This window comes from Rhodopirellula sp. MGV (assembly GCF_002251265.1).
GTDB classification, from domain to species: Bacteria; Planctomycetota; Planctomycetia; order Pirellulales; family Pirellulaceae; genus Stieleria; species Stieleria baltica_A.
Genome location: NZ_NPDI01000035.1, coordinates 15,926 through 41,490 on the forward strand (window position 1 = coordinate 15,926; position 25,565 = coordinate 41,490).

At 54.3% G+C, this 25,565-nt stretch carries 15 protein-coding genes and 1 tRNA gene; 10 read left to right on the plus strand and 6 right to left on the minus strand.

From position 1 onward, the window contains the following. The first annotated feature begins 161 nt into the window (after positions 1-161). The 6 genes from CGZ80_RS11895 to CGZ80_RS11925 all read left to right on the plus strand — a co-directional run bounded on the left by CGZ80_RS11895 (position 162) and on the right by CGZ80_RS11925 (position 11,828). Positions 162-1,529 carry a tetratricopeptide repeat protein gene (locus CGZ80_RS11895; RefSeq protein WP_158222667.1) on the plus strand — a complete coding sequence of 456 codons (1,368 nt, stop codon included), beginning with the start codon at positions 162-164 and terminating at the stop codon, positions 1,527-1,529. A 161-nt stretch (positions 1,530-1,690) separates the two neighbouring features. Beyond that, positions 1,691-2,419, plus strand: a complete 729-nt coding sequence (locus tag CGZ80_RS11900) for a hypothetical protein (RefSeq protein ID WP_094414615.1) — start codon at positions 1,691-1,693, stop codon at positions 2,417-2,419. A gap of 46 nt (positions 2,420-2,465) precedes the next feature. After that, positions 2,466-3,935, plus strand: coding sequence for a S8 family peptidase (locus CGZ80_RS11905; protein ID WP_094414617.1), 1,470 nt, complete (start codon positions 2,466-2,468; stop codon positions 3,933-3,935). A 449-nt stretch (positions 3,936-4,384) separates the two neighbouring features. After that, positions 4,385-8,110: a trypsin-like peptidase domain-containing protein gene (locus tag CGZ80_RS11910; protein ID WP_158222668.1), complete on the plus strand. Its 3,726-nt coding sequence runs from the start codon at positions 4,385-4,387 to the stop codon at positions 8,108-8,110. Positions 8,111-8,452: 342 nt separating this feature from the next. Continuing rightward, positions 8,453-9,841, plus strand: a complete 1,389-nt coding sequence (locus CGZ80_RS11920) for a lipase family alpha/beta hydrolase (protein WP_094414623.1) — start codon at positions 8,453-8,455, stop codon at positions 9,839-9,841. After that, complete coding sequence (locus tag CGZ80_RS11925) at positions 9,834-11,828, plus strand: CHAT domain-containing protein (RefSeq protein WP_094414625.1); 1,995 nt, start codon at positions 9,834-9,836, stop codon at positions 11,826-11,828. Before CGZ80_RS11920 ends, CGZ80_RS11925 begins: the two co-directional genes overlap by 8 nt. Here the strand turns inward: CGZ80_RS11925 and CGZ80_RS11930 are convergent, their stop codons facing one another. Further along, the gene (locus CGZ80_RS11930; RefSeq protein ID WP_094414627.1) at positions 11,829-14,810 is read right to left on the minus strand and encodes a hypothetical protein; all 2,982 of its coding nucleotides are present in this window, start codon (positions 14,808-14,810) and stop codon (positions 11,829-11,831) included. 830 nt (positions 14,811-15,640) lie between these two features. Here CGZ80_RS11930 and CGZ80_RS11945 point away from each other — a divergent pair. From CGZ80_RS11945 to CGZ80_RS11960, 3 genes are all read left to right on the plus strand, one after another. Then, positions 15,641-16,285, plus strand: a complete 645-nt coding sequence (locus CGZ80_RS11945) for a hypothetical protein (protein WP_146042952.1) — start codon at positions 15,641-15,643, stop codon at positions 16,283-16,285. 1,200 nt (positions 16,286-17,485) lie between these two features. Then, a complete protein-coding gene (locus tag CGZ80_RS11955) occupies positions 17,486-18,295 on the plus strand; it encodes a hypothetical protein (protein ID WP_094414637.1) in 810 nt (269 codons plus the stop codon). Positions 18,296-19,102: 807 nt separating this feature from the next. Beyond that, positions 19,103-19,750 (plus strand): hypothetical protein, encoded by a 648-nt coding sequence (locus CGZ80_RS11960; protein ID WP_094414639.1) that lies wholly within the window; start codon positions 19,103-19,105, stop codon positions 19,748-19,750. A 156-nt stretch (positions 19,751-19,906) separates the two neighbouring features. Here the strand turns inward: CGZ80_RS11960 and CGZ80_RS11965 are convergent. After that, a tRNA-Val gene (locus CGZ80_RS11965) sits at positions 19,907-19,980 on the minus strand. Positions 19,981-20,206: 226 nt separating this feature from the next. On the opposite strand from CGZ80_RS11965, the gene CGZ80_RS11970 reads away from it, so the two are divergent. Further along, positions 20,207-21,211, plus strand: a complete 1,005-nt coding sequence (locus CGZ80_RS11970) for a hypothetical protein (RefSeq protein ID WP_143543887.1) — start codon at positions 20,207-20,209, stop codon at positions 21,209-21,211. A 228-nt stretch (positions 21,212-21,439) separates the two neighbouring features. Here CGZ80_RS11970 and CGZ80_RS11975 read toward each other — a convergent pair whose 3' ends face one another. From CGZ80_RS11975 to CGZ80_RS11990, 4 genes are all read right to left on the minus strand, one after another. Next, the gene (locus tag CGZ80_RS11975; RefSeq protein WP_158222670.1) at positions 21,440-22,960 is read right to left on the minus strand and encodes an aKG-HExxH-type peptide beta-hydroxylase; all 1,521 of its coding nucleotides are present in this window, start codon (positions 22,958-22,960) and stop codon (positions 21,440-21,442) included. Positions 22,961-23,347: 387 nt separating this feature from the next. Further along, entirely contained in the window at positions 23,348-23,536 is a 189-nt protein-coding gene (locus tag CGZ80_RS11980; RefSeq protein ID WP_094414644.1) for a hypothetical protein, read from the minus strand. 177 nt (positions 23,537-23,713) lie between these two features. Further along, complete coding sequence (locus tag CGZ80_RS11985; RefSeq protein ID WP_094414646.1) at positions 23,714-24,814, minus strand: cis-3-hydroxy-L-proline dehydratase; 1,101 nt, start codon at positions 24,812-24,814, stop codon at positions 23,714-23,716. Between the two features lie 223 nt (positions 24,815-25,037). Next, a partial coding sequence (locus CGZ80_RS11990) for a PDZ domain-containing protein (protein ID WP_143543888.1) occupies positions 25,038-25,565 on the minus strand: 528 nt, incomplete at its 5' end.

Sequence of the window (25,565 nt, forward strand, 5' to 3'; positions counted from 1 at the left end):
GATGGTAGATACCAGCAGAACGGTTCCTCGGCACAGCATCGCATCGCCCCTAAAGTTGAAGACTCTAAGCCGCAAACTCTTGAACGGGGGGTGAGTGTAGCTAACACTGGAAGGGAGGTCAAATACTTCCGTTTAGGGTCATTGTGATGTTTCGAGCCAGTATGTTTTCTTGCGCCTTGGCGATCGGTTTGGGAGGCCTATTCGATGCTGCGAATCCTGCTGTTGCAGTGTCACCGCAGGGAGCTGCAAAGGTCGACCCCGCGCGCGATACCTCTGAACGCGGTGCTGTGGGAGTCGGAGATCTGGTTGTCGCACGCCAAGACGTTGCATTGCGGTTTGAGAATAAAACCGTTGATCATGTTCAGGCGGGGCAGGTGCTACGCGTGCTTGCGATCAGCGAAGATAGGTATTGGGTCAGTCGAGGGCTTCCTGGTTGGGTTTCGGCGAAGTCGATGATTGAGCTCGAACACGCCGAATCGTTCTTCGAATCTCGAATTGGGAGGGGCGGGGATTCTGCGGATTACTTTGCGCGCGGTGCAGTTCGGGTCGCAGTGGGCAAGGCTGAAGAAGGGGTGAGCGACTTGCGCAAGGCCATTGAAATATCTGGGGATCGTCCGGGATATCTAGAACAGCTCGGTTTCGCGCAACTCGCGACGAGAGAGCACCAATCTGCATCCGTGACTTTTTCCAAAGCGATTCAAAATGATCCGAAGTCCGCATCGGCGTGGATGGGGCGAGGCTTGTTTCACTATCAAGCTGGCCGACATCAGGAATCCTACCAGGATTTTTACAAGGCTCACCAATTGGTTCCCGACCACGCATTTCCAAGGAAGTATCTTGGTGTGATATTGCATGATCGCGGACAACTCGTCGAAGCCCGCACGCAGCTTGAAAAGGCGGTCAAGCTTGATGCCTTTGACGCGTTTTCACACAAGGCATTGGGGCGCTTGATTTTTGAGCAGGGTGACCTTCCCGAAGCTTTGAACGAATTTAGCATCGCATTGAACCTTGCTCCTTCAGATGTCGAGGCATTGACCGGGCGTGGTGTGACACGACACGCTATTGGTAAGGAGTTGTCTGGCGCGGCGAAGGATTTTCAAGAAGCACTTCGTTTGCTTGATCCTGCCGAGCACGAAGCGTTTTTGTGGAGCAACCTGGGGCAGGCCCAGTTCGAACTGGGGGATTTTACCAACGCTCGGGCATCACTTGAAAATGCGATCCGGTTAGATCCGAAATTCGCCGAGGCGCGAAGTCATTTGGCATACCTATTGGCGGTGCAGCAACCGAGCGTTTCCGATGACTTGAACGAAGCGAAGCAGCACCTTCGTGTCGTATTTGCAGGTCAAGACGCGAAGACGTTTTGGGATTACCGTGCTCTCGCTGCGGTCAATGCTGCATATGGTGACTTCGTGCGTGCGGCCCGCTTTCAGCGATTGGGCGAAGATTCTCTCAAAAGTCATGGGCCGATGAGATTTGTAGAGGCCTCTGCGGAAACTCGCAAAATTTATGAGCGAAAAGCGAAAGGTTAGTTCGCCGATCCGCCATCGATAACAGATGCTTGGCCCACAACCGGCGACTCATCCGCACTTGCCATTTAATGAGAAGTCGCAAGTTTCAAATTCAACAAGGCATCACGCGTTGCTAAGATGAGAATCGGATGTTTCAGGCATGATTGATGAGAGTTAAAAACATGGCGAAGCTCTGCCGGATCGATATAAACACTTTTCAAATGCTGGCGATCCTTTTTTTACTCATAGGCAGTGGGATCAGCAGTGGAATCAATGGCATGTCTCAGGAATTCGTTACGACTCGTTTCATGGATGCCGACGACGCGGAAACCGCCATTGGCATGATTCGAAACGAAGGTAAAGTCGTAGTCACGTTCTGTGGCTACTCGGGACTTGGATACCAGAATCCTAAACGCCTGAATCGGATCGCCGAACAAGTGTTGGCTTCGCTGGATCCGAAGCGGACGATCGTGAACGTTGGCGGAACGGCGGTGGGAATCGGGCAAGTCTACGACGTGGCGAAAAAAATGGGATTCCGGACGACTGGCGTGGTCTCGATCCTCGCAAAGCAATATCCAGATGGGATTTCAAAAAATGTCGACTTGGTCGTTTATGTAAAAGACGACACGTGGGGTGGACTGATAAAAGACGGTGAGTTGTCCGAGACATCCAAAGCGGTCGTCGAATGCAGCGACTCTCTAATTGGGATCGGAGGCGGCGCGGTGGCGGGCGAAGAACTTAGTGAGGCACTGCGCTGCGGCAAACCGGTTCGCTTTTTCACCGCCGAAATGAATCATGCAAACGCAATCAAAAAAGCTGAGCGCAAAAGCCAGCCGGTTCCGACTGACTTTCGCGGTGAAGCACATCGGGCAATGGAAGCGAATCAGCACCTCAAGATTGAACACGATTGAACGCATCTGACCGATTGCGGCGGAACGCACATGCAGAGGAATTTGAATGAGTAGCCAGCAGGACCGTCCCTCAAGCGACAGTCGTCTTAGGAACATGGACACGACGGTCGTCGCACTTCCATTGCTTGAGAAGGTGAGTGAGGGCGGAACGCAAAAGCACCCGGTGATTATCGAAGTCAACCTGTTGAGCTCGATGGGCGGTGAACGAACCAAGGAGAGGGTGACTGAACTTGTGAAGAGCATCAGCGGTGCGAGTGCGGTCAATGAGCAACTCAGCGTCGATTCAGAGCAATACGTGTTTGCCAATTTGAGCTCCAAGGAAATTCAGCGGCTATGCGTTTTGAATGAACGAGGGCGGGATGGTCGCTCTGACGTTGAGTCGCGGAAGTTGCGGCCAATTTACAAAATTTGGCCCGACTTCGACGTCGAAATGCAACTCAGTGAATCGGTCAGTACCGTCAAGGCCGATGCGGCGAGGGTTGCGTTCGCTGCCTCGGGGCGCGGGATCGTTTGGGCGGTGATCGATTCTGGTATCCAAGGCAAACACCCTCACTTTCGACATCACCAAAATCTTCAATTACCTTCCCCGTTGGCTCATTGGGACTTTACGTCTGACGAACCTCGTGAGATTCGCAACCCTTACGATTTGTCAGACCCCGCCGGTCACGGGACGCACGTTGCGGGGATCATCGCAGGTGAGAATAAGAGCGAAAGCAGTCCGTTACGTGCCCGCGTCTTTACACGTGACGGTGTCGGCGATCCAACGATCGAAACGTTGAATCTGTCAGAAATCCGAGGCGTCGCACCCGAATGCAAATTAGTTAGCCTTCGCGTTACCGATGGCGAAGGGCGAACTCGTGCAAGTCGAATTCTTGCCGCCCTCGCATTGATTCGCCGAATCAATGGGGACGGACGGTTGGCGAGAATCCATGGCGTAAACATCAGCCTGGGGCATTCGTTTGAGCCGGAATGGTTTGCCTGTGGCCAGAGCCCGCTTTGCGTGGAAGTCGATCGGCTCGTGCGTTCAGGGACGGTGGTCGTGGTTGCAGCGGGAAACGGTGGCTTCGGAACCGTCAACTCCAAGTTCAAAGAGCATATGCAAGCTGGCCTGCATTCGACGTTGCTTGATCCGGCCAACGCAAGAATGGCGATAACTGTTGGGTCGACGCATCGAAACATGCCACATATCTATGGCGTTTCGTACTTTTCAGCCAAGGGGCCAACAGGTGATGGGCGACTCAAACCCGATCTAGTTGCGCCAGGAGAAAAAATTATCTCGTGTTCTTCAAATGCGTGCGATGACGGCTGTGAGTATGTTGAAAGCAGCGGAACCAGTATGGCCGCACCTCATGTGTCGGGCTGTATCGCAGGATTCCTTTCTATCCGTCGCGAATTCAAAAACCAGCCGGAGCGAATTAAAGAAATCTTCATGGAAACAGCGACAGATCTGGGCCGCGAACGTTATTTCCAAGGCAGCGGCTTGATCGATTTGATGCGCGCGATTCAGTCAGTATGACAATCAGCCAATCGCGTTTCTTACTGGGGTCGATTCGCCAATGTTTTCTACGAAGTGAACTGGTTGAAAACAGTTGCGTTGAAAACTAGAGTGGTGCGTGCTACCCGATCGAATGGGGGCCCGGTGCGAGACGATGCCGGTATGGACTGTCGAGTGGAAGCTCGGCTGTGTGTTTTCTTCGTTGGAAGATTTCAGCCAGAGCGCGAACCAAAATGGCATTTGATTGCGATCGTCTTGCAAGTGGGGTCAGCGATAAGCAATTCTTGAGTCAGCTATCGGCGGCTCTCGATCGTTTTGACCGACAAGCAGTTTCCGATCTCTGTCGGGGCCTAGTTGAGAAACTCCACTCGCGTGCGACTCGACCCGATTCGGACGATTCTGCAAAGATTCTATCTGAGCTGCGACGCAAACGGCATTTCACCGAAATGTGTCTTGTGGGCGATGCGTTAATGGCGGCCCACGAAAACGCCCCGCAGGTCAAACGGCAATACATTCAAGGATTGATCGATCAGGGGGAATTGTCGGCGGGCTTAGCCGTCGCGGAGCAGTTACTCGCCGATCCAGCAGCCGCAAGTGAACATCTTGAAATACAAGGACTGATCGGCCGAGTTCACAAGCAGCGTTTCGTCAATACCGAGGATCCCATCTGGTTGGACGAGTCGATCCGTTCCTACCTTCCGGTCTATCAACAATTACCGGAAAGTCACTTGTGGCACGGAATCAACGCGGCCGCATTGCTGCATCGCGCGAGTGGTTTGATCGAGACGCTTGCGTATCCGACAGCGGATGTCCTCGGGAAAAGGATCTTGCGAATCATCGAAGCGAGAGATGCCGCCGGTAAGGTCAATGTTTGGGACTTGGCAACGGGGATGGAGGCCTCGCTGGCGGTTGCAAATACCGAGGGTGCACTGCAATGGGCTCGTCGGTATGTGGCATCGGAGCAGACCGACGCATTCGAGCTCGCCAGTACGCTGCGGCAGATGAAAGAGATCTGGCAGCTCAATAAGGACAGCGAACCCGGGAATCTTCTCCTGCCGCTGTTGGAAGCGGAGCTATTGAAGCGACTTGGCGGCGAGGTATTGATCCAGGATGGCAAGTTCGAGTCCAAGAAAGCGAACGAGCTTGCCAGGAACAATCAACTGGAAAAAGTCTTTGGTCAAGATTCCTATCGAACCTGGCAATGGTACGTGACGGGGCTTGAGCGTGGTCAGGCAGTGGCCAGGATCGAAACGGCAACGGCGAAAGGTGTTGGCACTGGCTTTTTGGTCAACGAAAATGAATTCTTTGGAATCGGCAGCCGGACCTTGTTGCTGACGAATGCTCACGTTCTTGATCTCCATGGCGATCATGGGGCACTCACGCCTGAGCAAGCTTATCTAAAGTTTGAGGCTTCCTCTGGTCCGGCTGGTATTCGGAATCGAATTGGTGAAATCATTGCGACTTCGCCTCCGGAAGAACTTGACTTTACGATCGCGTCGGTAACGGGAACGTTGCCCAGCGTTTCGCCATTTCCGGTCTCGCCAGTCACTCCTTCTCCGGAGCAATCAAGGCGGCTCTACGCAATTGGACACCCGCTCGGCGGCGGTCTTTCGGTCTCATTGCACGACAACTTATTGATCGACTTCGCCGCTCCCTTTTTGCATTATCGAACACCGACCGATCCCGGGAGTTCGGGAAGCCCGATCTGCGATTCTGATTGGGAACTTGTCGCAATTCATCATGCAGGAAGTTCGCAAATGCAGCGATTGCATGGCGATGGGTGCTATGAGGCGAACGAAGGGATCTGGATCAAATCGATCCAACGTTTTCTTCAAGGTCAGCCACCCGTCGTCGTGCCTCCCGTCCTGTCTGAAACGTCTCGGGCAGCTCTTCAGTCGGTGACCCGGACGCCACTCCGGAAGTCGCATCTATCGTATCAGCCAGTCACAACGATGAGCGATACATTCAACTCATCTTTACGTCCTCAATTCCAACGAGAGAGTCCAGTGTCCAAGTTCGACAAGCAATCGAGGCTACATCAGTACTCCAAGCAGATCGTGTCGGAAGGTCGAATGGAGGATCTGAAGACCGAGATCCCACAGATGGTCGCCGCGACGGAATCAATCGGGTTTGAATCGGCTGGAGGATTTGGTTATCGGCAACCGCGCCCCGAAGATGCCGAACGCGCGATCGAACGTATCCAAAGAGGTGAGTCGCTCAACGAGGCTGAAATGTTTGCGATGGAAGCGATTGTGCTGCCTCGTGAACGGCCGGTCGTGTTTGTTCAAAACAATTCATTTATGACGCCAGAGAATCCTTGGGGACATTACAGTCAATCGGAATACAAGGTGCCGCTCTGCTCGGCAATCCACTCGATCGGACGAGTTGAGCTTCCCAACAATCGCTTGATCCCATTCGGCGGAACCGCTTTTGTCGTTGGACACAACCTGTTGATGACGAACCGGCACGTTGCGGAACTGTTTGCGACAGGACTCGGAAACCTCGTGCATTTTCTCACCGGGCAGACGGCGGGTTGGGACTATCTTCGTGAAAAAGGTTCTCCCGAAGGCGACCAAACGGTGCTGGAAGTCCGTGACATCCGGATGATCCATCCCTACTGGGACATGGCGTTGTTGGAAGTGGCTGGGCTTCAGCCTTCACAGGGACCGCTGACTCTCGCGGCAACACCTCCGGAAGGCTTGTACGGAAGCGATGTCGCGGTGATCGGCTATCCCGCCAAGGATTGGCGAAACGATTCCGAATTGCAGGACAGCATCTTCAAACGTGTTTACAACGTCAAACGCTTGCAGCCCGGCAAGATCGTTGCTCGCGAGGCGATTAACAGTTTCGGAAATAGTGTTTCAGCCATGACGCACGATAGCTCGACGTTGGGTGGAAATTCCGGTTCTGCTGTCGTTGATGCCCGATCGGGGAAGGTAGTAGGACTGCACTTTGCGGGAATTTACTTGCATGCCAACTACTGCGTTCCTTCGTATGAGCTCGCCCGCGATCCTCGCGTTGTCGACGCCGGAGTAAAGTTCGACGCGGCCGCGCCGGAGAACGCAGCACTTGATAAATATTGGGCCGGGCATGAAGGGTCGCAAACGACTAGACAGACTTATGCCACGAATTCACCCTACCGCAATGAGCCTAAACCGTCTCAGACGGGCGAATTCACAGTTCGTTTTGGTAGCACGCAGTTCTCAATTCCATTCAATCTGTCATCGGTGTCCGGGCAGGAGTCGGCAGCGGTCAACGTTTCTGTCGACCCACTGGAAGCGACCAAACCGCCGGTCATTTTCCCAAGGTTGGATAAACGAAACGGTTATGATCCAGGCTTTCTGGGACGCAACGTCGACGAAGTCCCACTTCCAGAATTGACCGACGAGGGAAAGAAGATCGTCGCACGACTCGATAGTGGGGACCACGTGCTGAAGTACCATCACTTCTCGGTCGTGATGCACAAAATTCGTCGCCTCGCTCTATTCACCGCCGCGAATGTCGACTGGCGTGACCGAATGCGAAAGATCAATGGGCGGAAACCAACGCGTCGTGAACTCAACGGTTTCGGTGAGCATGATCGGGAACTGTGGGTCACCGACGATCGTATCCCTGAAGCTCATCAATTGCCCGACGTGTTTTTCACCAAGGACGGCGGTGCCTTCGATCGTGGACACCTTGTCAGACGCGACGACGTCACTTGGGGGAAAAGTTTTGAGTCGATGCAAAAGGGCAATGGCGATACGTTTCACACGACCAACTGCTCACCACAAGTTGCCGGCTTCAATCAGTCATCGCGCGGTCGCGACAATTGGGGCGATTTGGAAAATATGGTGCAGCGACATACCGGCACCGAACGTGTCATCGTCATGTCAGGCCCTGTGTTAGACGAAGACGACTTGCGGTTCCAAGGACGGGACAAACGTGGGGACGTCTTGGTCCAAATTCCAGGCCGGTTTTGGAAAATCATCGTTGCCGAAGGTGACGACGGCCCGGAAGCCTTCGGGTTTGTTCTCGAACAAGACCTGTCGAACGTCGATTTGGAATTCACTGTTCCAGCAAACTGGCGCTGTTACATGAAGAGTATCAGCGAGATCGAAGAACTGCTGTTCGGACTGGCCACACTCGACTGGTTAAAGAAACACGACAAGTTCGAATCAAATCGAGGTCGTCGAATGGCTTCACGCGTGAAGTAAATCACGGTCGTGAAAGCCGTTTCACCTGTGACGCTGATCACAGCGCAATCTCGTGCAGCCTGGCAAAGTAGCCCCATCGCCGTTCAATCGAACGGCAACTGAATTGATCAGCTTCTCTGGAACGGACTGATCGATCGACACTCGCAAGTCATCACGCGGAAGCGTGGATGGCGGATACGTGGTCCGCTCGCCGCGTGCGAACGTCAATGATTCAACGCTACGGCGAAATTCGATCGATCGGATACCGTGACTTTCTGGCAATCGTTTGCCAAAGGCCTCACACATCCTTGCCGGCGGCAACGCCGCGGGAATACTTCTGTCAACTTTCTAATGGAGAGAGAAATGGGTGACCAAGACTACATTGATGCGGAAGCGAGTTGGGCAAAGTTCGAAATCCCAGTGAAGGGACTCAAAGCCGAGAGTAAACTTCGTGGCGAAACGGATCCTGTAAGAGTCAGCAAGGATGGGATGAAAGTTCCACCACTGTTTGAGCTAGGGACTGAATTTGTCCAGCCGATTGCTGGGGATGATGCTGGATTGGCAGAGGCATTTGCGTTTCCGGGAAATCTCCATGAAACGGTCAGCGTAGAGCGGCCGATGCGTGTTGAAATATCTCCTCACCCTGATCGTGTTCTCAATGCAAAAGCAATCGTTCCCGTACTGACCGACGGCGAATTTTTTTACCTCGCTGGACCGCCCGTAGATCAGGGCGAACACACCGAGTTCCGCCAAGGGAAGGTCACCTACTCGCTCAATATCACACAAATCCCAGACGTCGAAGCCGCACCCCCAAGCCAAGAGGTTGAGGCGAGGATTTCTGGTTTTCGATCACTGAAATTGGGCTTTTTCAAAATTGTCGGCATTCCAACTTCGTTGACCGGTTTGCGTTACCCGGAATTGAAACGTGGGCGTGTTGAATACCGATCGATCAAGGAAAATGAACTCGCGACAGGCCGCGTTGCAATGCTTGTTCACGGCTTTCTGTCTGAAACGTCTTGGCTCGCTTCCGCTCTAAAAAAACTGCTGATGGATTCAGGCTATGAGCATGTTGTGACTTTCGACTATGAAACCATCACGACAGAGATCAACGAAACATCGATGGATCTTGTGACCGCACTACAGCGTGCCGGTGTGCAAGCCAACTCGCAACGGATCGATGTGATTGCCCACAGTATGGGCAGCCTTGTCTCTCGCAGTCTCGTCTCTTCACAAAGTCAGTTGCCAGGAGCAATTCGCCGCATTTTGCTGATGGGGCCGCCCAATGCGGGAACGCCGATCGCTTACTCGGTCGACGGCGCGGTCCGACTGGTGAGTGCTCTGATCAATCTTAAGTTGGGGCCCGTACCTGTTGGACCTGTTCTGCGATTCTTGGCTGATTGGGTGGATAACGGACTTGATGACCTGCAACCGAATTCAAAATTCATCACCAAGTTGAATACTGGATTGGAAAATCAGACGACACCCATCACCGTCGTCGCTGGGAATGCTACAGCACGTACTGATTTGCATCCACTGATAACGCGAATTCTCGGCAAGACCGCGAAGGCGTTTTATGGCGGTGAGAACGACTTGGTAGTTCCAGTGGAGAGTATGACTGCGATCGCCAATCTCGCCGGCGACTCCGTTACAGTCGTCTCTTCCGACAGTAATCATTTCAGCTATCTCAATCCAGACTCCGACTCATTGCCTGTCGTAGAGGAATGGATCCGCCAAGGAGACAAAAATGCCTGACCCAAAACGGATAAAAAGCACAGACTTCATCATTTGCGAAGCAAGTGACTCCTACGAAAATATCATCGATCGTCTGGAAAACAGTGCGGCAACGTGGGTGTTGCTTTCGAACGATTCATTTTCAACACGAAATTTCAGCATTGTTGCGCGTGCGAAATTACTTGATTTGCTGCGGAGATTCGTTGACGGGGATTTCTCGAAGACCGTTGGGCAGCTTTTGGATTTGCGGGAAGCCGATTCGAACCCACAACTTGTTGACGGAAAAATCCGATTCGCTGGCCGCCACTCAATGAGTTTCGATGGGCGATTTGCCAATGGCGTCGTCAGTGTCCGAGATGAAGTGCCCGATGCAATTCAGTTTCCTCCGGTCGCACATGCCGGGCCGAGAAGCGGATCTGAAGGGGCACTGGAGAGCATCCAAGGTCCTACGCCGATGGACTCTCTCGTCAGTTGCGATTTAGGTGCATCGTTCCCAGATGAAATCGTTGCTGGTCAATCGGAAACCCTGGAAGTCTGCCTGTCAGCGGAAGGTGCTTTTCTAGAGGGAGCGACAACGAAAACGGAATTGTCGCCAAATGAAAAGGTAATTGTTCAAGTTAAGGTCTCACGCAACCTTGTGCTTGATGAACCTGATCTCGAGAAACAAGAGATCGATGTACCTACCAACCCAAACAATCCGAAATGTCTTGCCTACGACATTACGGCATTACCACTTTCTGAGCAAAACCCTGCGGGGCAAGGGCGAATCAACGTTCGACTCTTTCAGCCATCGAGTGGGGCGGAAATTCGAGGTAGCCTAAAGCTCCATCCGGACGTGGTGTCTGTACCAACGGGCAATACTTCATTGCTGAATGTAGCCGGATCGACTTTACCTCCGAGTCGATTTGATGAACCGGATATCACGATCTTCATCGAAGAACGTGCCGTGGAGAGCGAGCTTGAAATCCAATTCAGCTACAGTGATTCGACCCACCTAAACGCCCCCCTGGGATACAAACGCATCAAGTCCGTCGCGGCAGATTACTTCAAGGAGCAGTTTCGGGCCATCGAGGAATCCAATCTTCTTGACGACGCAGATGCGATGGTGCTGGACAATCGATTGAGGAGCAAAGGAGTCGAATTCAGCAAAGACCTCCTCTCAGCTGAAATGCGATCGCTTTTAAACGAACGTGGTGATGAAATCCAAACGATTCAAGTCATTACCGGTACTCACCATATTCCATGGGAGATGGTTAGCGTTCCATCAGGAAACTTGGGTGATCGCACGTTGTTGGCCGAGCGTTTTGCCGTAACGCGATGGACCGAAGGGGTGCGGCCACCTGAAGCGATCAATGTGAAGGAAATACTTTACTGTGCTCCAATCTATGAAGAGTCGCGTCAACTGAAGTATGTCGATGACGAAATCGCAATGATCAAGTCGTTGACGAAATTCGGTTGTAAGCCACAAGAGATCACTCCTGCGCATACACAGCCCGTGATCGCATCCCTGGGACGCAAGGATCCTGGGATCGGGCTTTTCCATTTCATGGGGCACGCCAATGCTGCCGGGCGAACTTTTGGTGAGCCGGTGCTCCAGCTGGAAACCGAAAAGAACGTGCAATATGGCAGCTATACAAAAGACAAAGTGCACCGCTTGCTTCCGACAGACGTCGCGTCTCTCGGATCTGTGTGGGCAACTGAGCGACCGTTTATCTTTTTGAATGCGTGCCAGACGGGGCAGGCAACGCAATCACTAACGGGCTACAAGGCATGGGCTTCGGCACTGCAAAATGCAAATGCCGGAGCGATCATTTGCACGCTGTGGTCGGTGCGAGACAATGCCGCACATCTGTTTTCCGAGACCTTGTATCGCGAGCTATTGCAAAATAAAAAGAAACTGGGTGAGAGCGTGCTGCTTGCCCGCCAAGCGGTCGCCAAGACAAACGATCCTTCCTGGTTGGCCTATGTGGTGTACGGTCACCCGAACACCCGATGCGTGGTCGAGTAGCTAGGCGACGAAGATGGGATGATTCGCATCGGCGATGAATGCGTTCACCTTCATTATCAGGCGTTGGGGGATATCCACTTGGGCCCGACGAAGCGATTGTGATGCGAGTTGCTGTGCAAGAGAGTGCTGAGAGAGTTTTCTTGCGATTTCGGCATGGATCGCCGATACGAATCCACCGTCGAGACTTTGCTTTGCCGCTTCGATTTCCGCCTCCGCTTCGTCAACGCGATCCAACAGCGCGAGCGCTAATGCTCGTCCGGCTCGACAAAACGCAAGTTCTTGAATCGATGTGTATGCCAAGACCTTCGATCGAAATTCAAGTGGAATCTCTTCTTCGACCTGAAATACTCTTGCAAGGGCGAGCATTCGGTCAAAGTCAACGAGGCCTTCTAACGGATTCCCACCTTCGGTGAGAGCAAAGCCTCGCTTGACTAGCATGTCACTTTCTAGTCCAGCTATGGTCATGGAGTTGGTGAAGTCCTGTGCGGCTCCAACGAAGTCGCCAGCGCACCACTTCGCGGTGCCGCGGCACTTCCAAAAACCTTCTTCCATGGGGGCGGCGGTGATTGCTGCGTCCATTTTGCCGATGCAAGAATCGTATTCGCAGTTCATCAGCGCAGTGATTCCAGCATCTAGCAGTGGGGTGCAGAACTCGTGCATGCGGATTCGCAGACCGTTTTGCACTTCGTGAACGTAAGCGTGACTGGGGATGAGCGACGCGGCTTCTTGAAGTTTCGATTCGCACTTCACGAACTGCTTCTCCTCCAGGTAAACCTTGGCCTGTTCGGTGATCGCGGGAACGAAGTGGGGACAGAGTTCAGCCACTTGCTCGAAGAGTTCAATGCATGCGTCCCAGTCTTGATCTCGTGAAAGTTCTAGCGCTAATCGCATTTCAGCGAGTAGTTGCCTGACAAAAACAAAGTTTTCAGGTGCATGCTCAGAGACCGCCCGCATGGCGGCGTGCGACTGTTCTAGCAACGGCATCGCCTCGCGATATCGACCTTCCATACAAAGTTGAACGCCAGGTTGGTGGGATTGCATCGCGTCCATGAATTCACCTAGAAACGGATCGTCAATGTTCTGTGAAAAATGTTGCGCTGCCAACTCCGCGCATTGACTGCCATAGGTTGAGTGAGGGAACAGGCGTTCTTCGATAAACAGATAGTCGTAGCATCGATGGCTACCTTTTCGAAACGCGATCTCTTGTTGGGCAAGAGCAAAGTACATTCCCGGGCCCGGCCAATTCGATTCGGCAAGCCATCGCGAAGCGATCTCGGCAGATTCCTTGATTTCGCCGCGTTCTCGAAGTCGATCGACGAGCCAAATCGTATTTTGATAATCTCGGTCACCTCGCTCGTAAAATTGACAACGGATCTCCGTAATGGCGGAGTCGAGGTCATAGAGTTCCCGGCTTCGCTGGGCCTGCAGCAATTTCAAGTCTCTCGCTTTCGGGAGAGCGCCAGGACTGGGGTGGTGCCCGATCGGTCGAGGCAGGACGTGCTCACCAACGTCCGCATCGTGCCATTGGTAATCAATACGACCGGTGGCATCCGCCGTATGTGGTGTGAGTTGTACTTGGACGGAACGGGCGATCAAAACGCCGTCTGGAAAACTCGCGATCATACGCGACGGCGCCAGCAATCTCGCTTTGACCTCTTGTTCTGTGCCGCGCAGGTTTGCCCAACCTCGGTGTTCCGATCCGACTATCAGAGTCGCGCGGCCTTCGCAATAGACCTTCGTCGGATGCGTTTGATCCACCAGGGCGATGTCAAATACAAAGCTTGCGTTCTGCAGTAGCTGGTGAATTGGCTTGAGGGAGTTGTCGATCGATACGGCTATTGAAGAGGACTCATGTAGGTAGTCGATATCGATCCGGACTTCAAAAGCGTAGTCGAGGTCGGAATAGCCAATGCAGTGGATTGAAAAATCGTTTGATAGTTCGTCGTGCCAAGCCGGATCGTTGCTGACCGGGACCGATTTCGCCAACGAAGAAAGGCTCGCGTTGATGTCTGAAATCAGCTGCTCGTCTGTCGTGTAGCGACCAGCAGCGTTGGCAAAGATAGCGAGGCGATCTCGGGCAAAGGGATGGCTCATCTGCAGTTCTCTGGTGCGCTGGTCTAGTCCCTGCAGATAGGTGAAGGCTCCAAGTACCGATCGCATTTCAAAACCCGGGAGTTTCGATGCATACTCCATCGCGAACCGATCCGCTTCGATTTCGAGGGTTCGTGCACGTTCATCATTCGGAGCTTGATCGAAATGAGCAAGCCGATGGTGTCCCACTTCGTGCCCAATTAGGAATGCAAGCGTGTCTACCATCAAGCGATGGTAGAGGAGCAGGTGATAAGGCGATGGTTGCTCGTGACTGAAGTGATGTGAAGGTTCCTCGGTTGACGCTGATTCGAGGAATTCGGCGAAGGACTTCGTGGTTGAAGGAATCGACACGATGGGCGGCGCGAAGTCTCGGAGTTTCAACATTCCATCGGGGGCCGCATCGGCCTGTTGGAGAGCAACTTCGCCATTCGTCATGGCGTACTGGATCCCACGCGGGGCACGCCCCGCCGGAGATGCGAACCGCAACGCCTTGAGAGAAAACTCCTCAGGTGTGCAATAACTGGGCAGAGGTGCGGTCGATCCTACGAAAGGGCTTTGTGTCGTCGATAAGAATTGGTCAAAGAGATAGCGGCTGAGCAACCGAAGGGATTGGTCTAATCGCAAGAGCGCTGCAGCCCCAAACGCGATTCCTGAAGGCGGTGTGGCAATGAAATCTTCTGCCCAGTCGTGTTCCAGTGAGTAGATTTTGAATGTGATGGCTGGCTTATTTTTCGCGCTATCATCGATTCGCCGAAAGATCTCTTCAGATAAGTCGCTCAGGTAGGCAAGTCGGTCTTTGCCAGAACCGGTTCGCAGTGCGGCAGCGTAATGATCCATCCATCGTCGGTCGAAGTGCAAAGACGTCGGGGCGGTCTTTGTCGTGTGTTTCATTGACATCTGCGTTCCGCTCAAGTGTGGCCGCTGAATTCGGGACTTTCGGCGAAAGCTGTTATAGACGCTGCTTCTGCTTGATGCATGCAATCAAGCGGCAGTACTTCGACATCTCCTATTGGCTCGTTGTTTGTCGAGTGTCGCCTTGCATTTGGCGACAGCAACGCTCTCTAACGCGGTTTTCTGCGGAGCAGAACACGAAAATGGCAGAGGGAGATTTTGAAAATTAGCAGGCTGCCAAACACCGATTGGCTGGCCAAAATGACCCAATGTCGCCTATCACTCCGTGAAAGTAGCGTTCCCGTATTTCAACAACCGCAACTCACAGACAAATCCACGAACCAATCCGAGCAACTAACCGTCTCGCCAACCGCAACCGATCCAAACCAGCATCAGCTACAAACACCTCCTGTTCTCCATCGAGTCTTTGGATGGTTGTCCATCGACTCATCGATCCGTCAACCAACACTCGGGCCGAAGGTCCAGCCGGTTACCTAGCCCAGCCCGCCGGGCTGGGACTCAATTAAAGCAAAGAACACCTGATGGCCAAAGGCCCGGTCCATTACCAATTCCTTCAGACCATTTCCTCCAACGTCGGCCACGGGGGAGCAACTTCTTACGGCAACAACAACGAATGAATCCGCGAGCCTTTTCAATGTTCGTACCTCTCCTATGTTCGGGGGGCTCGAATTGTGGAGCTGTCTCGGCCAAGCCAACTCGAGCGAAACTTCCCGCGTCTGCATCACCACATTGAGGGTGTCTAATTCGTGCCCGACACCTTTTCTAGGCCATAAAAAGGTCTCGCGGAATGAAGGCTTGATGATCGAAAGTTGTTTTTTGATTCAGAGAAGAATGCGACCTATGCTCCTAGCACAACGTTTGACAACCGTTCTCCGAGCCAAGGTGTGCCCATGAGACTTGCCAGTACCCTATCCGTTTCGCCACAAGAAATGGCGGATCAGGAAAGACGATCAGGGGAATATGAAACGACAACACTGCATTTGTACCAGAGCATGATCAAGTATGGGCTCATGTTGAAAGATGCGGAACACTCGGCGAGCGACGACCGCAGTGCTGCGAAGCAACAGTTGTCAAATGCATTTGGTTCTTGGGTTGCATCTCTCGAATTTTTCTTACGAGTGAAGCAATGGACGCGGCGTATTCCCGAAGAATTTCTCGGCCTCTATGACAGGGTGTGGAAGGTATTTCGCCCACGGTCTCACTGGTACGCTCTAGGAGCGGCCCGAGAACCTTGGCTGATTGAGGCTAACGATGGCAGTCACCATGGGCATGTTTTCAGGATCCCCTGTCACCATTGGTGGCCTGACGAAGGCAACCTTCGGATTCTGACCGATGCGAAGGAGGCAACGCCCAACTTCGTCGTGGGATATAATCGCGTCTACGATGAACTCATTGGTCTTCCGCAAGTAAAAGCACAGGTAAAGCTGCGGAGACTTTCGCCAATCGGCGGCTAAGGGTGACACCAAAGCCGAAAAAGGGTGGCCAACACGAACGGCAATGGCTTATGCCAAACCAACAATCGGTGGTTGTCTCAGCGCAAGCAGGAAACCGCAAAATGGGGTGACAGCTTCCTAGGACCAATGAGCAAAGATCTGCTGAAGGAATTCCCCGAAATCAAGGAGTTCTCATAACGGAATCTGAGATCGATCCGTCAGTGGCAGGCCTTCTGGACACAGCCCGCGGAAATTGGAAACAAGCTGTTTCCAATTTGCCAGTCAATGCGAAATAGCTTGTGTCGCAAGTTACATGGGCCACAACCTCATTCTGGTGCAGAACCTCAGCGGGCCAGCTGACGCCATCTTTTACGTCCAGGAAACCAAATCATCGAAAACCTCCCCGAGTAGTTCGCTCCTCCATCTCCTGCATCAAACAAATCGAAGCCAAATTGGGTGAATGGGAAGACGATTAGCCCATGTCTCGCTAGCTAGGATTGGCTGCAGAGTCTCGAGGTCATATTCGCCGAGAGCCTCCGGCGTCGGCCACCGAAGCACGCTCGCCAGCAGGAAGATGCAAGCCCGCCTGTGGAGTTCGGCGAATCCCATAAATCACCTAGGCGTCGTCTTTGACGCAAACTCAAGTGACTCTCTGTTTTGAGTCCTGGAACCTTTTATTTTCCTGGAACCTTTTCTTTTTCAGCATCAGCTCCAGGCACCGCTCGTTCTCCATGGAGTCATTGGATCGTTTTCGATCGACTCACCGAATGGTCAACCAACACTTGGGCCGAAGGTGAAGCCAGTTACCTAGCCCAGCCCACCGGGCTGGGACTCCATCAAAACCCAGGTCAACTGAGGGCCAAAGGCCCGATCCGTTACCAACTCATCGAGCGGTCAACCAACATTCGGGCCGAAGGTCCAACCGGTTACCTAGCCCAGCCCACCGGGCTGGGACTCCATCGAAACCCAGAACACCTGAGGGCCAAAGGCCCGGTCCGTTACCAATTCCTTCAAGCCACCCGCAACAACAACGCCCAATGTCGCCTTTCACTCCGTGAAAGAAGCGTTCCCCAGCCCAAACAACCGCACCTCCCAAACCAAATCGCCTGCTCAAATCCACCCGACGACTACAACGAGTAAAATGCATTGATGCTCGGCACCCACCGTTCATCGCATCCCTCGAGTCTCGTATACATCCTTCCGGCAACTCCGGTGTCACACATGAAACCTGGCACAATCTCAAGTTGGTGCGTCGTCTTGCTTTTGGTCGGGTGGATGAACCCAATCGAAGCGGGGTCCGAAACAAAACCGCAAGACGGTCCTTCCGCTGCTTCGCTAACGCCCGAACCCGGTTCAGAGAAGGACGTCGAGTGTCAGGTTCTCGATATGAGCACGGGGGCTATCACGAAAGTCAAAGGCCGTCAGTGCGATTACATGTCGGGGGAAATCCATTGGCCCGGCGCCACCCCGCACAACTATCCCATGACGGTCACCGCGTTTTCGTACGAAGACATGCACTGGATTGGGATGGCGGGAGACATTTACATCGATCGTGAGGGAAGTCTTAGTGGCTTGGCGACGCTGCGTGGCGGTTTCTCTTGGCTCGACAATCTTGCCAACAATCGCGAGGACAGATCACTTGCCGAAGAAATGGCAGCGTTTCGGACGGAGTTGCCGATGGACGATCTAATTCATGCGTTTCTCCGCAAGTGGGTGCGAGACATTCGACCGGGCGAATCCAATTGTTGGATCAAATTCAGCGACGTGATTCCCAAGCCCTATCTCGGCTACCTGCTGTCCAATCCGCTGGGCAGCGCATCGATCGCGAGAGCCAAGTTTGTCACCGCAGTCAAAGACGGCGAATTATTGAAGGTCACCGTATCGGATCAAACCGATGTGATGTCGCCAAGCATCTGGATCGACCTCGACACAAGAAAGCCGGTCAAGGCAGAAGGCTACGTTTACGATCCGGATGCCAAGGATCGAGAACTCAAAAGGCGATTGTTAAAAAGCATCGGAATCGGCGACTGACAACGGAGTCAGGGCAACAAAGTCGACGCGGAATCGCGTAAATCGCAGTGAAATCTCAAAGAGTAAAAACGCTAATCGTGCAGCAAGTTGCTGCACAATAACGCGGGGCACAACCCACCGCTCTTAGACAGCTTCAGCCCGAATATGCCGGTCAGCGGAGCGTCGAGATCTCGGCAATCGACAGCCCAGCGATCGACATCGAACTCCGCAAATCCAAAAGCGACATCGAATTCGAGCACTCACTCCGGGACCTCACCAACCCCATCGAAGCGAGTGAATGCCAAATCACCAAAAAACTTTCCGAGCAATTCCGCTCATCCATCCCACAAATCGAAGCCAAATTGGTCGATTGGAAAGACAGCTAGCTCATCTCTCGCCAACTAGGATTGGATGCAAAGTCTCAAGTTTAAGTTCGCAGAGAGACTCCGGCGCCCGTCACCGAAACGCACTCGCCATCTGGAAGATGCAGGTCCGCCCCTGGATTTCAGCGAATCCCATAAATTTCCTAGGCGTTGTCTCTGACCCAAACTCAAGTGACTCACTGTTTTGAGTCCTGGAACCTTTTCTTTTCCCGCTCCAAGGAATAGTGGCATTTACTCCCGAAAGGATATCCTTTCATGGTCGGATTCATCAACCACCCGAATTTATACCTCTTTCGCTACGTCGTCCCAGGCTTTGCGGGCTGCCTCCTGAACAGAGATTGCGGGTTCCTACTCTGTGACCGACTTACGCAGAATCAGCGAACCTGCAATGCTACCTACTTGTCGCTGGTTATCAGATTGATTCAGTACGAGAGGGTGAATTGCGATGATTGACGGAGTATCGAAAGAACGCATTCTCAACTTGACGGATCGGGAGAAACGGTGGCTTGACAACATCAAGAAAGCCGTACTTGCGTGCGACCGGGCGTTCCTGAATGGGGAGAAACGCGACCGATGTTTCCCCGAACTCTGCAATGCCATTGACACGGCAAAGACGCTGGAACGATCGCTCCGTGGCGAAGACACTTCACCCATCAAGAACAAGGCTCGGTTTTTGGAGTTCTTCGGTGGTGTCAGTCCTGACGATGGAGGTTATCGGTCCGGGGACGTTGTCGATTCCAGGAACGGAAAGAATGTCCGATTTACAATCGGCGAACTCGTGTACGCGATTCGTTGCATGTGCCACGAAAACGAGAATCTGGATGCGGACGACCGCCCGGACTATCACATTCTGTTGAATTGGACGGGGCCGTTCCTGCATCAGCACCATTTCGTCAGCCAGTTTGAAAACGAACGAATCGAAGTGAATGCTGAACTGTTGCTGGATTTCGTTCGCGGGCGAGTCGCTGGATTTGTGACCAAGATTGATTCCTACATTGCATTCGCGGAATCGGGTTGCATCAACATCAGTTGTGCCCCGCCCTTGGGGTCAATTCGACCGGGCGAGAACTTTGTGTACGCGAATCAAGAGTGATTTACAACGTACGCAGTATTTCGGCAACGTTGTCCAACCCGGCAGCGGTGAGAACCCGAATCGCTCGCTCCAAATCGTCTCGGTACACACTCGGGTACACAGCGGAGCGGGGTGAGACAGAATCGCCGTTATTGTCGGGCAATTCTGATTGCGAAGTGGGCGATACTGGATTCGAACCAGTGACCTCTGCCGTGTGAAAGCAGCGCTCTAACCAACTGAGCCAATCGCCCTTTTGCCCCGTTCTGGGGTGGCTTTGAAAATAACTTCTCGTTTTCGCACGGGCAAGGCCGCCCGCTCGGTCTGACACGTTTTCTTGACTCGCTCTCAGCTTTCGCTTCATAAATCCCGCCCTTATGCATGCTGCTGCCGCCGTGCGGCGGGAACTGGACTGGCCTGCACGCCCCCGTTTTCGCTATCCAAGAGCCTGCCAAAACGCCTCCATCGAAGCCCGGTCGCATGATCTATTTCCTGACCACCAAACGCCACGATTACACCATCCGCAAGTGCTTGCGATCCGAAGGCAAGTGCTTGCAGGCGATCGTGCAACCGATGTGCTATGCCGCACTGTTCTTGAAGCGGCGGTTTCCGCGCGGCACCTACGTTTTTGCCGACCACGAACGGCTGACCGAAAGCGACCTCGACAAGCTGCACTCGGTCTGCGAGCAGCTTCGCCGCGACCCGCACATTCGTCTCCTGAATCTGCCCGACCGAACGCTCGGTCGGCTCGCGTTGCTCGAGCGTCTGCATCAGGCCGGCATCAATGACTTCACCGGCTACCGCTTGGAAGATCAACCGCGTCCGCAACGCTTCCCCGTCTTCGTCCGTGGCGAAGACGATCATAAAGGTCCCCTGTCATCGCTGATCGAAACTCAGCCGGAGCTCGATGCGGTCTACGAACAATGGTCGGGCCGCTGGGGCAAGGCATCACGCAAGCTGGTGATCGAGCACTGTGATGTGGCCGACGAACACGCTGTCTATCGCAAGTACGCCGCATTCCGAATCGGCGACGCGATCTTGCCGCGGCATCTATTCTTTGGAAGCAATTGGTGCGTGAAGTCATGGGAACTGCTCGACGAACACTTGCTTGCCGAAGAGCGTGAGTACATCGATGCGTTCCCGCATCACGATCAGCTGCAGCAGATTTTTGATTTGGCGGGTGTCGAGTTTGGGCGAATTGATTACGGCGTTCGCGATGGCAAGCTTCAGGTGTGGGAGATCAACACGAATCCGATGTTGCCGGTGAATTACGGAGGTGGTGGTTCGGCAAGGCAAGCGTTGCACGAAGCGTTCAATCAGCGGTTCAACGACGCGATGCGAGTGATCGATACGCCGTGTGATGTGGAAGGCGAGTCAAGTTTGTCGGTGCGACCAGCAGTTCCGATCTGGGCGGCGCCAGCGCTCGCGGCAAGGTTCGTCTATCGGCGAGCGACGCGAGGGCAGCGCAAGAAGGTCGCGGTATAAGTTGGAGTCTAGGTTTTAGCCGATCTTTTCGGGGTGGCCGTTGGTGTTGGATGCGGGGTTAATGTTTGCGTTTGATTGGCCGCATCCGCGATCCGTTTTGAGTTTTGTTGCCGTGGGGAGTGGTGGCTGGGCGGAACCGCGGCTAGCGCCGATCGGCTAATGGTGGTGACGTGGTCGGGAAGTTTGACTGGGTTATGGGGTCCGTCGCCAATTTGCGATTTGCAATGTTCATTTTGCAATTTGCAATCTACTGGACGGAACCGCGGCTAGTGCCGTTCGGCTAATGCGGTGATGGATGTCGTAGGTTTCGATGTGACGCTGGAGCTCTTCTCCGACGGTCATCGGATTGCCTTCGCTATTGAGCACTTCGCATGGGTTGCCTTTGTTGGTCAACGTGATCGCCGGAGTGTGTTCGCCGAGGTGGAGTGCTTCGCAGCGAGCACGCTGTTGTTTGATCGATTGTGCCATGCTGGCGCAAAGCTGTTGGCCGCGTTCGGTGAATTCGCCCCAGGCGATCAGCTGGTCGAGACTGAGCTCCAATTGCCCGGCCAGTTTCGCGGCGCGGTAGGCGGCGAATTGTTGATCACCGGTCGAGAGATCACCGCTCTCGATCGCCGACAACCAAAACTCGAGGACTCGTTCGAAAACATAGACCGCGTGCAGCAACCCGTAGATCGGTCGCGGGTCGTCTCGCCAGGGTGAATAGACGGTGTCGGGACCCAGCCCAAGGCTTTCGTCGGCTGGGACGAAGAAGCCGCCTTGTTCTTCGATCGCGAACAATCGGTTGTGATAGAACTCGTGGATCAAGTCGTCGGCCAACATCAGACTGCAACGGGCACCGGTGAAGATCGCCGCTCCGGGGAGTCGTGAGCAACTGGTGTTGAAGACGCCGTCGAAGCCCAATGGCTTGAACGCGATCACGCGCATCGATGCGGTTAACTGCGCCGCGGTATCAGGCGCATAGCGACCGATGAGTCGGATGGTTTCGTCAAGCAGCGATTGGTAATCCGATTGGGCATCCACGTCTGCGGGGACGACGGAGCGAATGTCGGACAGTCCGGCGACGTTGAAGGCCGGGGGCTGCAAGCGTATCGCGCCGACTTGTGGGGCGACATGAATCGTCAGGTCACCGTGTTTTTCGGTGACTTGGGGCAGACGCAAGCTTGTGGGAGTGCCGTTGACGGTCAGTTCGAGGTTGCCTGAATCGCTGGTGCCATGCAGCACCAAGTCGCAGGACCCGGCGAACGAGTAGGCGGTGCCGGGAAGGATTTCGGGCAGGTTCAAACGGAGCGGCGCGATGCTGGTGGGCTGTTTCGCGGTCAGAGCTAGCGAAACGACGAATCGGCCGAAGCGTTCGAGGTGTGCGCCCAGTTGTTGGTTGAGCGTCAGGGTTTCGCCTGCGTGTCGTTCGTCGATGTAAGCTTGCGTGCCGCGTGGCAGTTCGGTGCCCAGGTAGGCGGAGACGAACAGGTCATACGCGGTTCGTGCGAAGAAGTAGGCTTGGGGATCGGTGAGAACGTGATCGGCGATTTCGTCGGGCAGCGACAGGACCCAGTCGATTTGTTCGCAGTACCGCGATTGGATTGCGGTGAGATCGCCACGCTGTAAGAGGGCTTTGCGGATTGCCGAGAGCGTCGCGACGGTTTTTTGATATTTAAGGTTTAGGATCGAATGCGATTCCCAGACCCAATCCGGTGTTTGGTGTGAGATCGAATCAGAAGGCGACGTGAGCGGGGCGATGGTCGTCATGGTTGCTGCGGCGTCGTTGGTTTGGTGAAACGTGCGTACACGTACGGATTGGCGTGGGGTGGTTGCTGGTCGGGAACCGCGGCTAGCGCCGTTCGGTTGATGGGTGGTAGTGATCAGCCGCATTCGCGATAGCGAGCGGTTATTTGGGTGTGTGTGAGGTGGTTGCTGGTCGGGAACCGCGGCTAGCGCCGTTCGGCTAATGGGTGGTTGTGATCAGCCGTATTCGCGATAGCGAGCGGTTGTTTGGGTGTGTGTGGTTTGGTGGCTGGTCGGGAACCGCGGCTAGCGCCGTTCGGCTGATGTGGCGCTAAAAACTCGGCCGCCTCACGGAACTGCGGTTGGCGGTTTGTGGGGCGGCGAGGTGGAGTGACACTTGCTCGTGTTGGCCTATTCGATGGCGCCGGTGTTGCCGCCGGTACCTTTGCCGGTGCCCGATGCCGAGAAGTCGGCGGGGAAGACGTTTGCGGTTTTGTCTTGCGATTTGCGGTCTGCGGTCAGGCTGTTGAGGATTTCGTTTTCGAGAGCCGAAACCGATTTGGTCGGGCGAACTTCGTTCTTGGATTGCTTTCCTTGCATCTCAGATTCCTTTTGACGTCAGAAGGGGCGAAGACGATCAACCGAAGAATTGGGCAACGATCCAGTGAAGACGTGTGCCCCCGGACTGGTAAAGGCCGGACCGGCGGTTGATGTCACACGTACGGGCTGAGGGTAGCTCTCGGAAAAGCTGAGGGTCAAGATCGATCGACCGCTACGCTAGCACTGCCAAATAGGTGCACCGAGGACGTCAAATTTGGGCGTGATCCCGAGTCCCGGCTGCGTCGACGCGGCCATCCGTCCGTCGATGCGTTGTGGTGCCCCGTCGGCGATCGATTGTGTGACATACGAATTGAAATCGGTCGACGTGAACAGGAAGTCGGTCGGGGTGCTGTGGGCGAGGTGCGCGATGGCGGCGGTGATGATGTCGCCACCCCAGCTGTCTTCGATCGTCATCGCGATGCCAAGTTCGACGCAGAGGTCGCGTGCTTGACGGGCTTTGGTGAGCCCGCCGAACTTGCTGATCTTGATGTTGACCACGTCCATCGCCTGATCGGCGGCACCTTTTAAGATCGCGTCGATCGAATCGATGACTTCATCAAGAACGAAGGGCAAATTCGTGTGACGGCGGATGCTGAGACACTGTTCGTACGACGCACAGGGCTGTTCGATGTAGACGTCAACGTCACGTACGGCGTCGGCGACTCGCATGGCTTCGTGCATCAGCCAACCGGTGTTGGCATCGGCGACCAGTTTGTCGCCGGGTTGCAAGCGTTCGGCGACGGCATGGATTCGCGCGATGTCTTCGTTGGCGTCGCCGCCGACCTTTAATTGAAACCGCCGGTAGCCTTGATCGCGATAGCTTTGCACGTTATCTGCCATCTCGGCGGCAGGTCGTTGTGAGATGGCGCGATACAAGGTCACGTCGTCGCCATAGCGTCCGCCAAGTAGCGTGCAAACGGGAAGTCCGGCGGCTTTACCCAGGATGTCCCAGCACGCCATGTCGATGGCTGACTTGACGTACGGGTGGCCTTTCATGGTGTAGTCCATCAACCGGTTGAGCGCGGTGAGCTGTGTCGGGTCGGCTCCGATCAAAGACGGTGCGAGTGTTTGGATTCCGGTGCGTGCGCCGAGTGCGTAGGCGGGCAAGTAAACCGGGCCGAGCGGACAGACTTCGCCAAAGCCACTGATGCCGGCGTCGGTGTCGACTTGGACAACCGTGCTGTCGAACACGTCAACACTTTTGCCTTCGGACCAGCTGTAGTTGCCTTCGTGAAGTGGCAGATCGACTTGGTAGAGTTTCAGCCCGGTGATCTTCATGGTTGCTCGTCCGCGAGGTGGTGTCATTGGATCGGTCGAGCATGACTATAGGCGATCGTGTTTGCCGGTGCTGGCGGTGAGTGAGAAGACCGTCGAAGAGTTGGGAGAAGGGGGAGCCAGTGTGAACGTGGGAAATTCAGTGTGGCAGTGGGAAACAAAAAGGTAGAGGGACTCGTCGCCTCGTCCACTACGGGGGGACGAGGCGTTGAGGTTTGTTTGCAAACTAGGGTTGGATGACGCCCAGTAGTCGACGTTGTCCGCGGCGGATGGTGATTCGCAGCGGTTCACCCGCACGTTCGTATTCGGCAACAATCATCTCAAGTTGCTTTGCGGATTCCAGCGGGAAGCGGCCTGCGGTTTCGATGACATCGCCGACCATCAGTTCAGCTTGTTCGGCGATGCTGCCGGCCTCGATCTCGGTGATGACCAGTCCGCCATCCAAGTTGTCGTAGTTGTACTTCTTGGCGATCGCTTCGGTCGCCGGAATGACGCGGGCGCCGAGTACTTCGCCGGCGTTGAACTGGGCCATCAGTTCGTCGGTGCGTTCTTTCAAGTCGACTTGGAGTTTCAGCGGTTGACCGTTTCGATCAACGGTGAGTGCCATCGACGCGCCTGGCGGACGACTGGCAACATAGTTTTTCATTTGCGAGCTGGACAACATTTGTCGGCCGTCGATCGCGGTGACCACGTCATTGGGTTTCAGCCCGGCGGCAGCGGCTGGCATTCCGTCGAGGACTGATTGGATCATCAC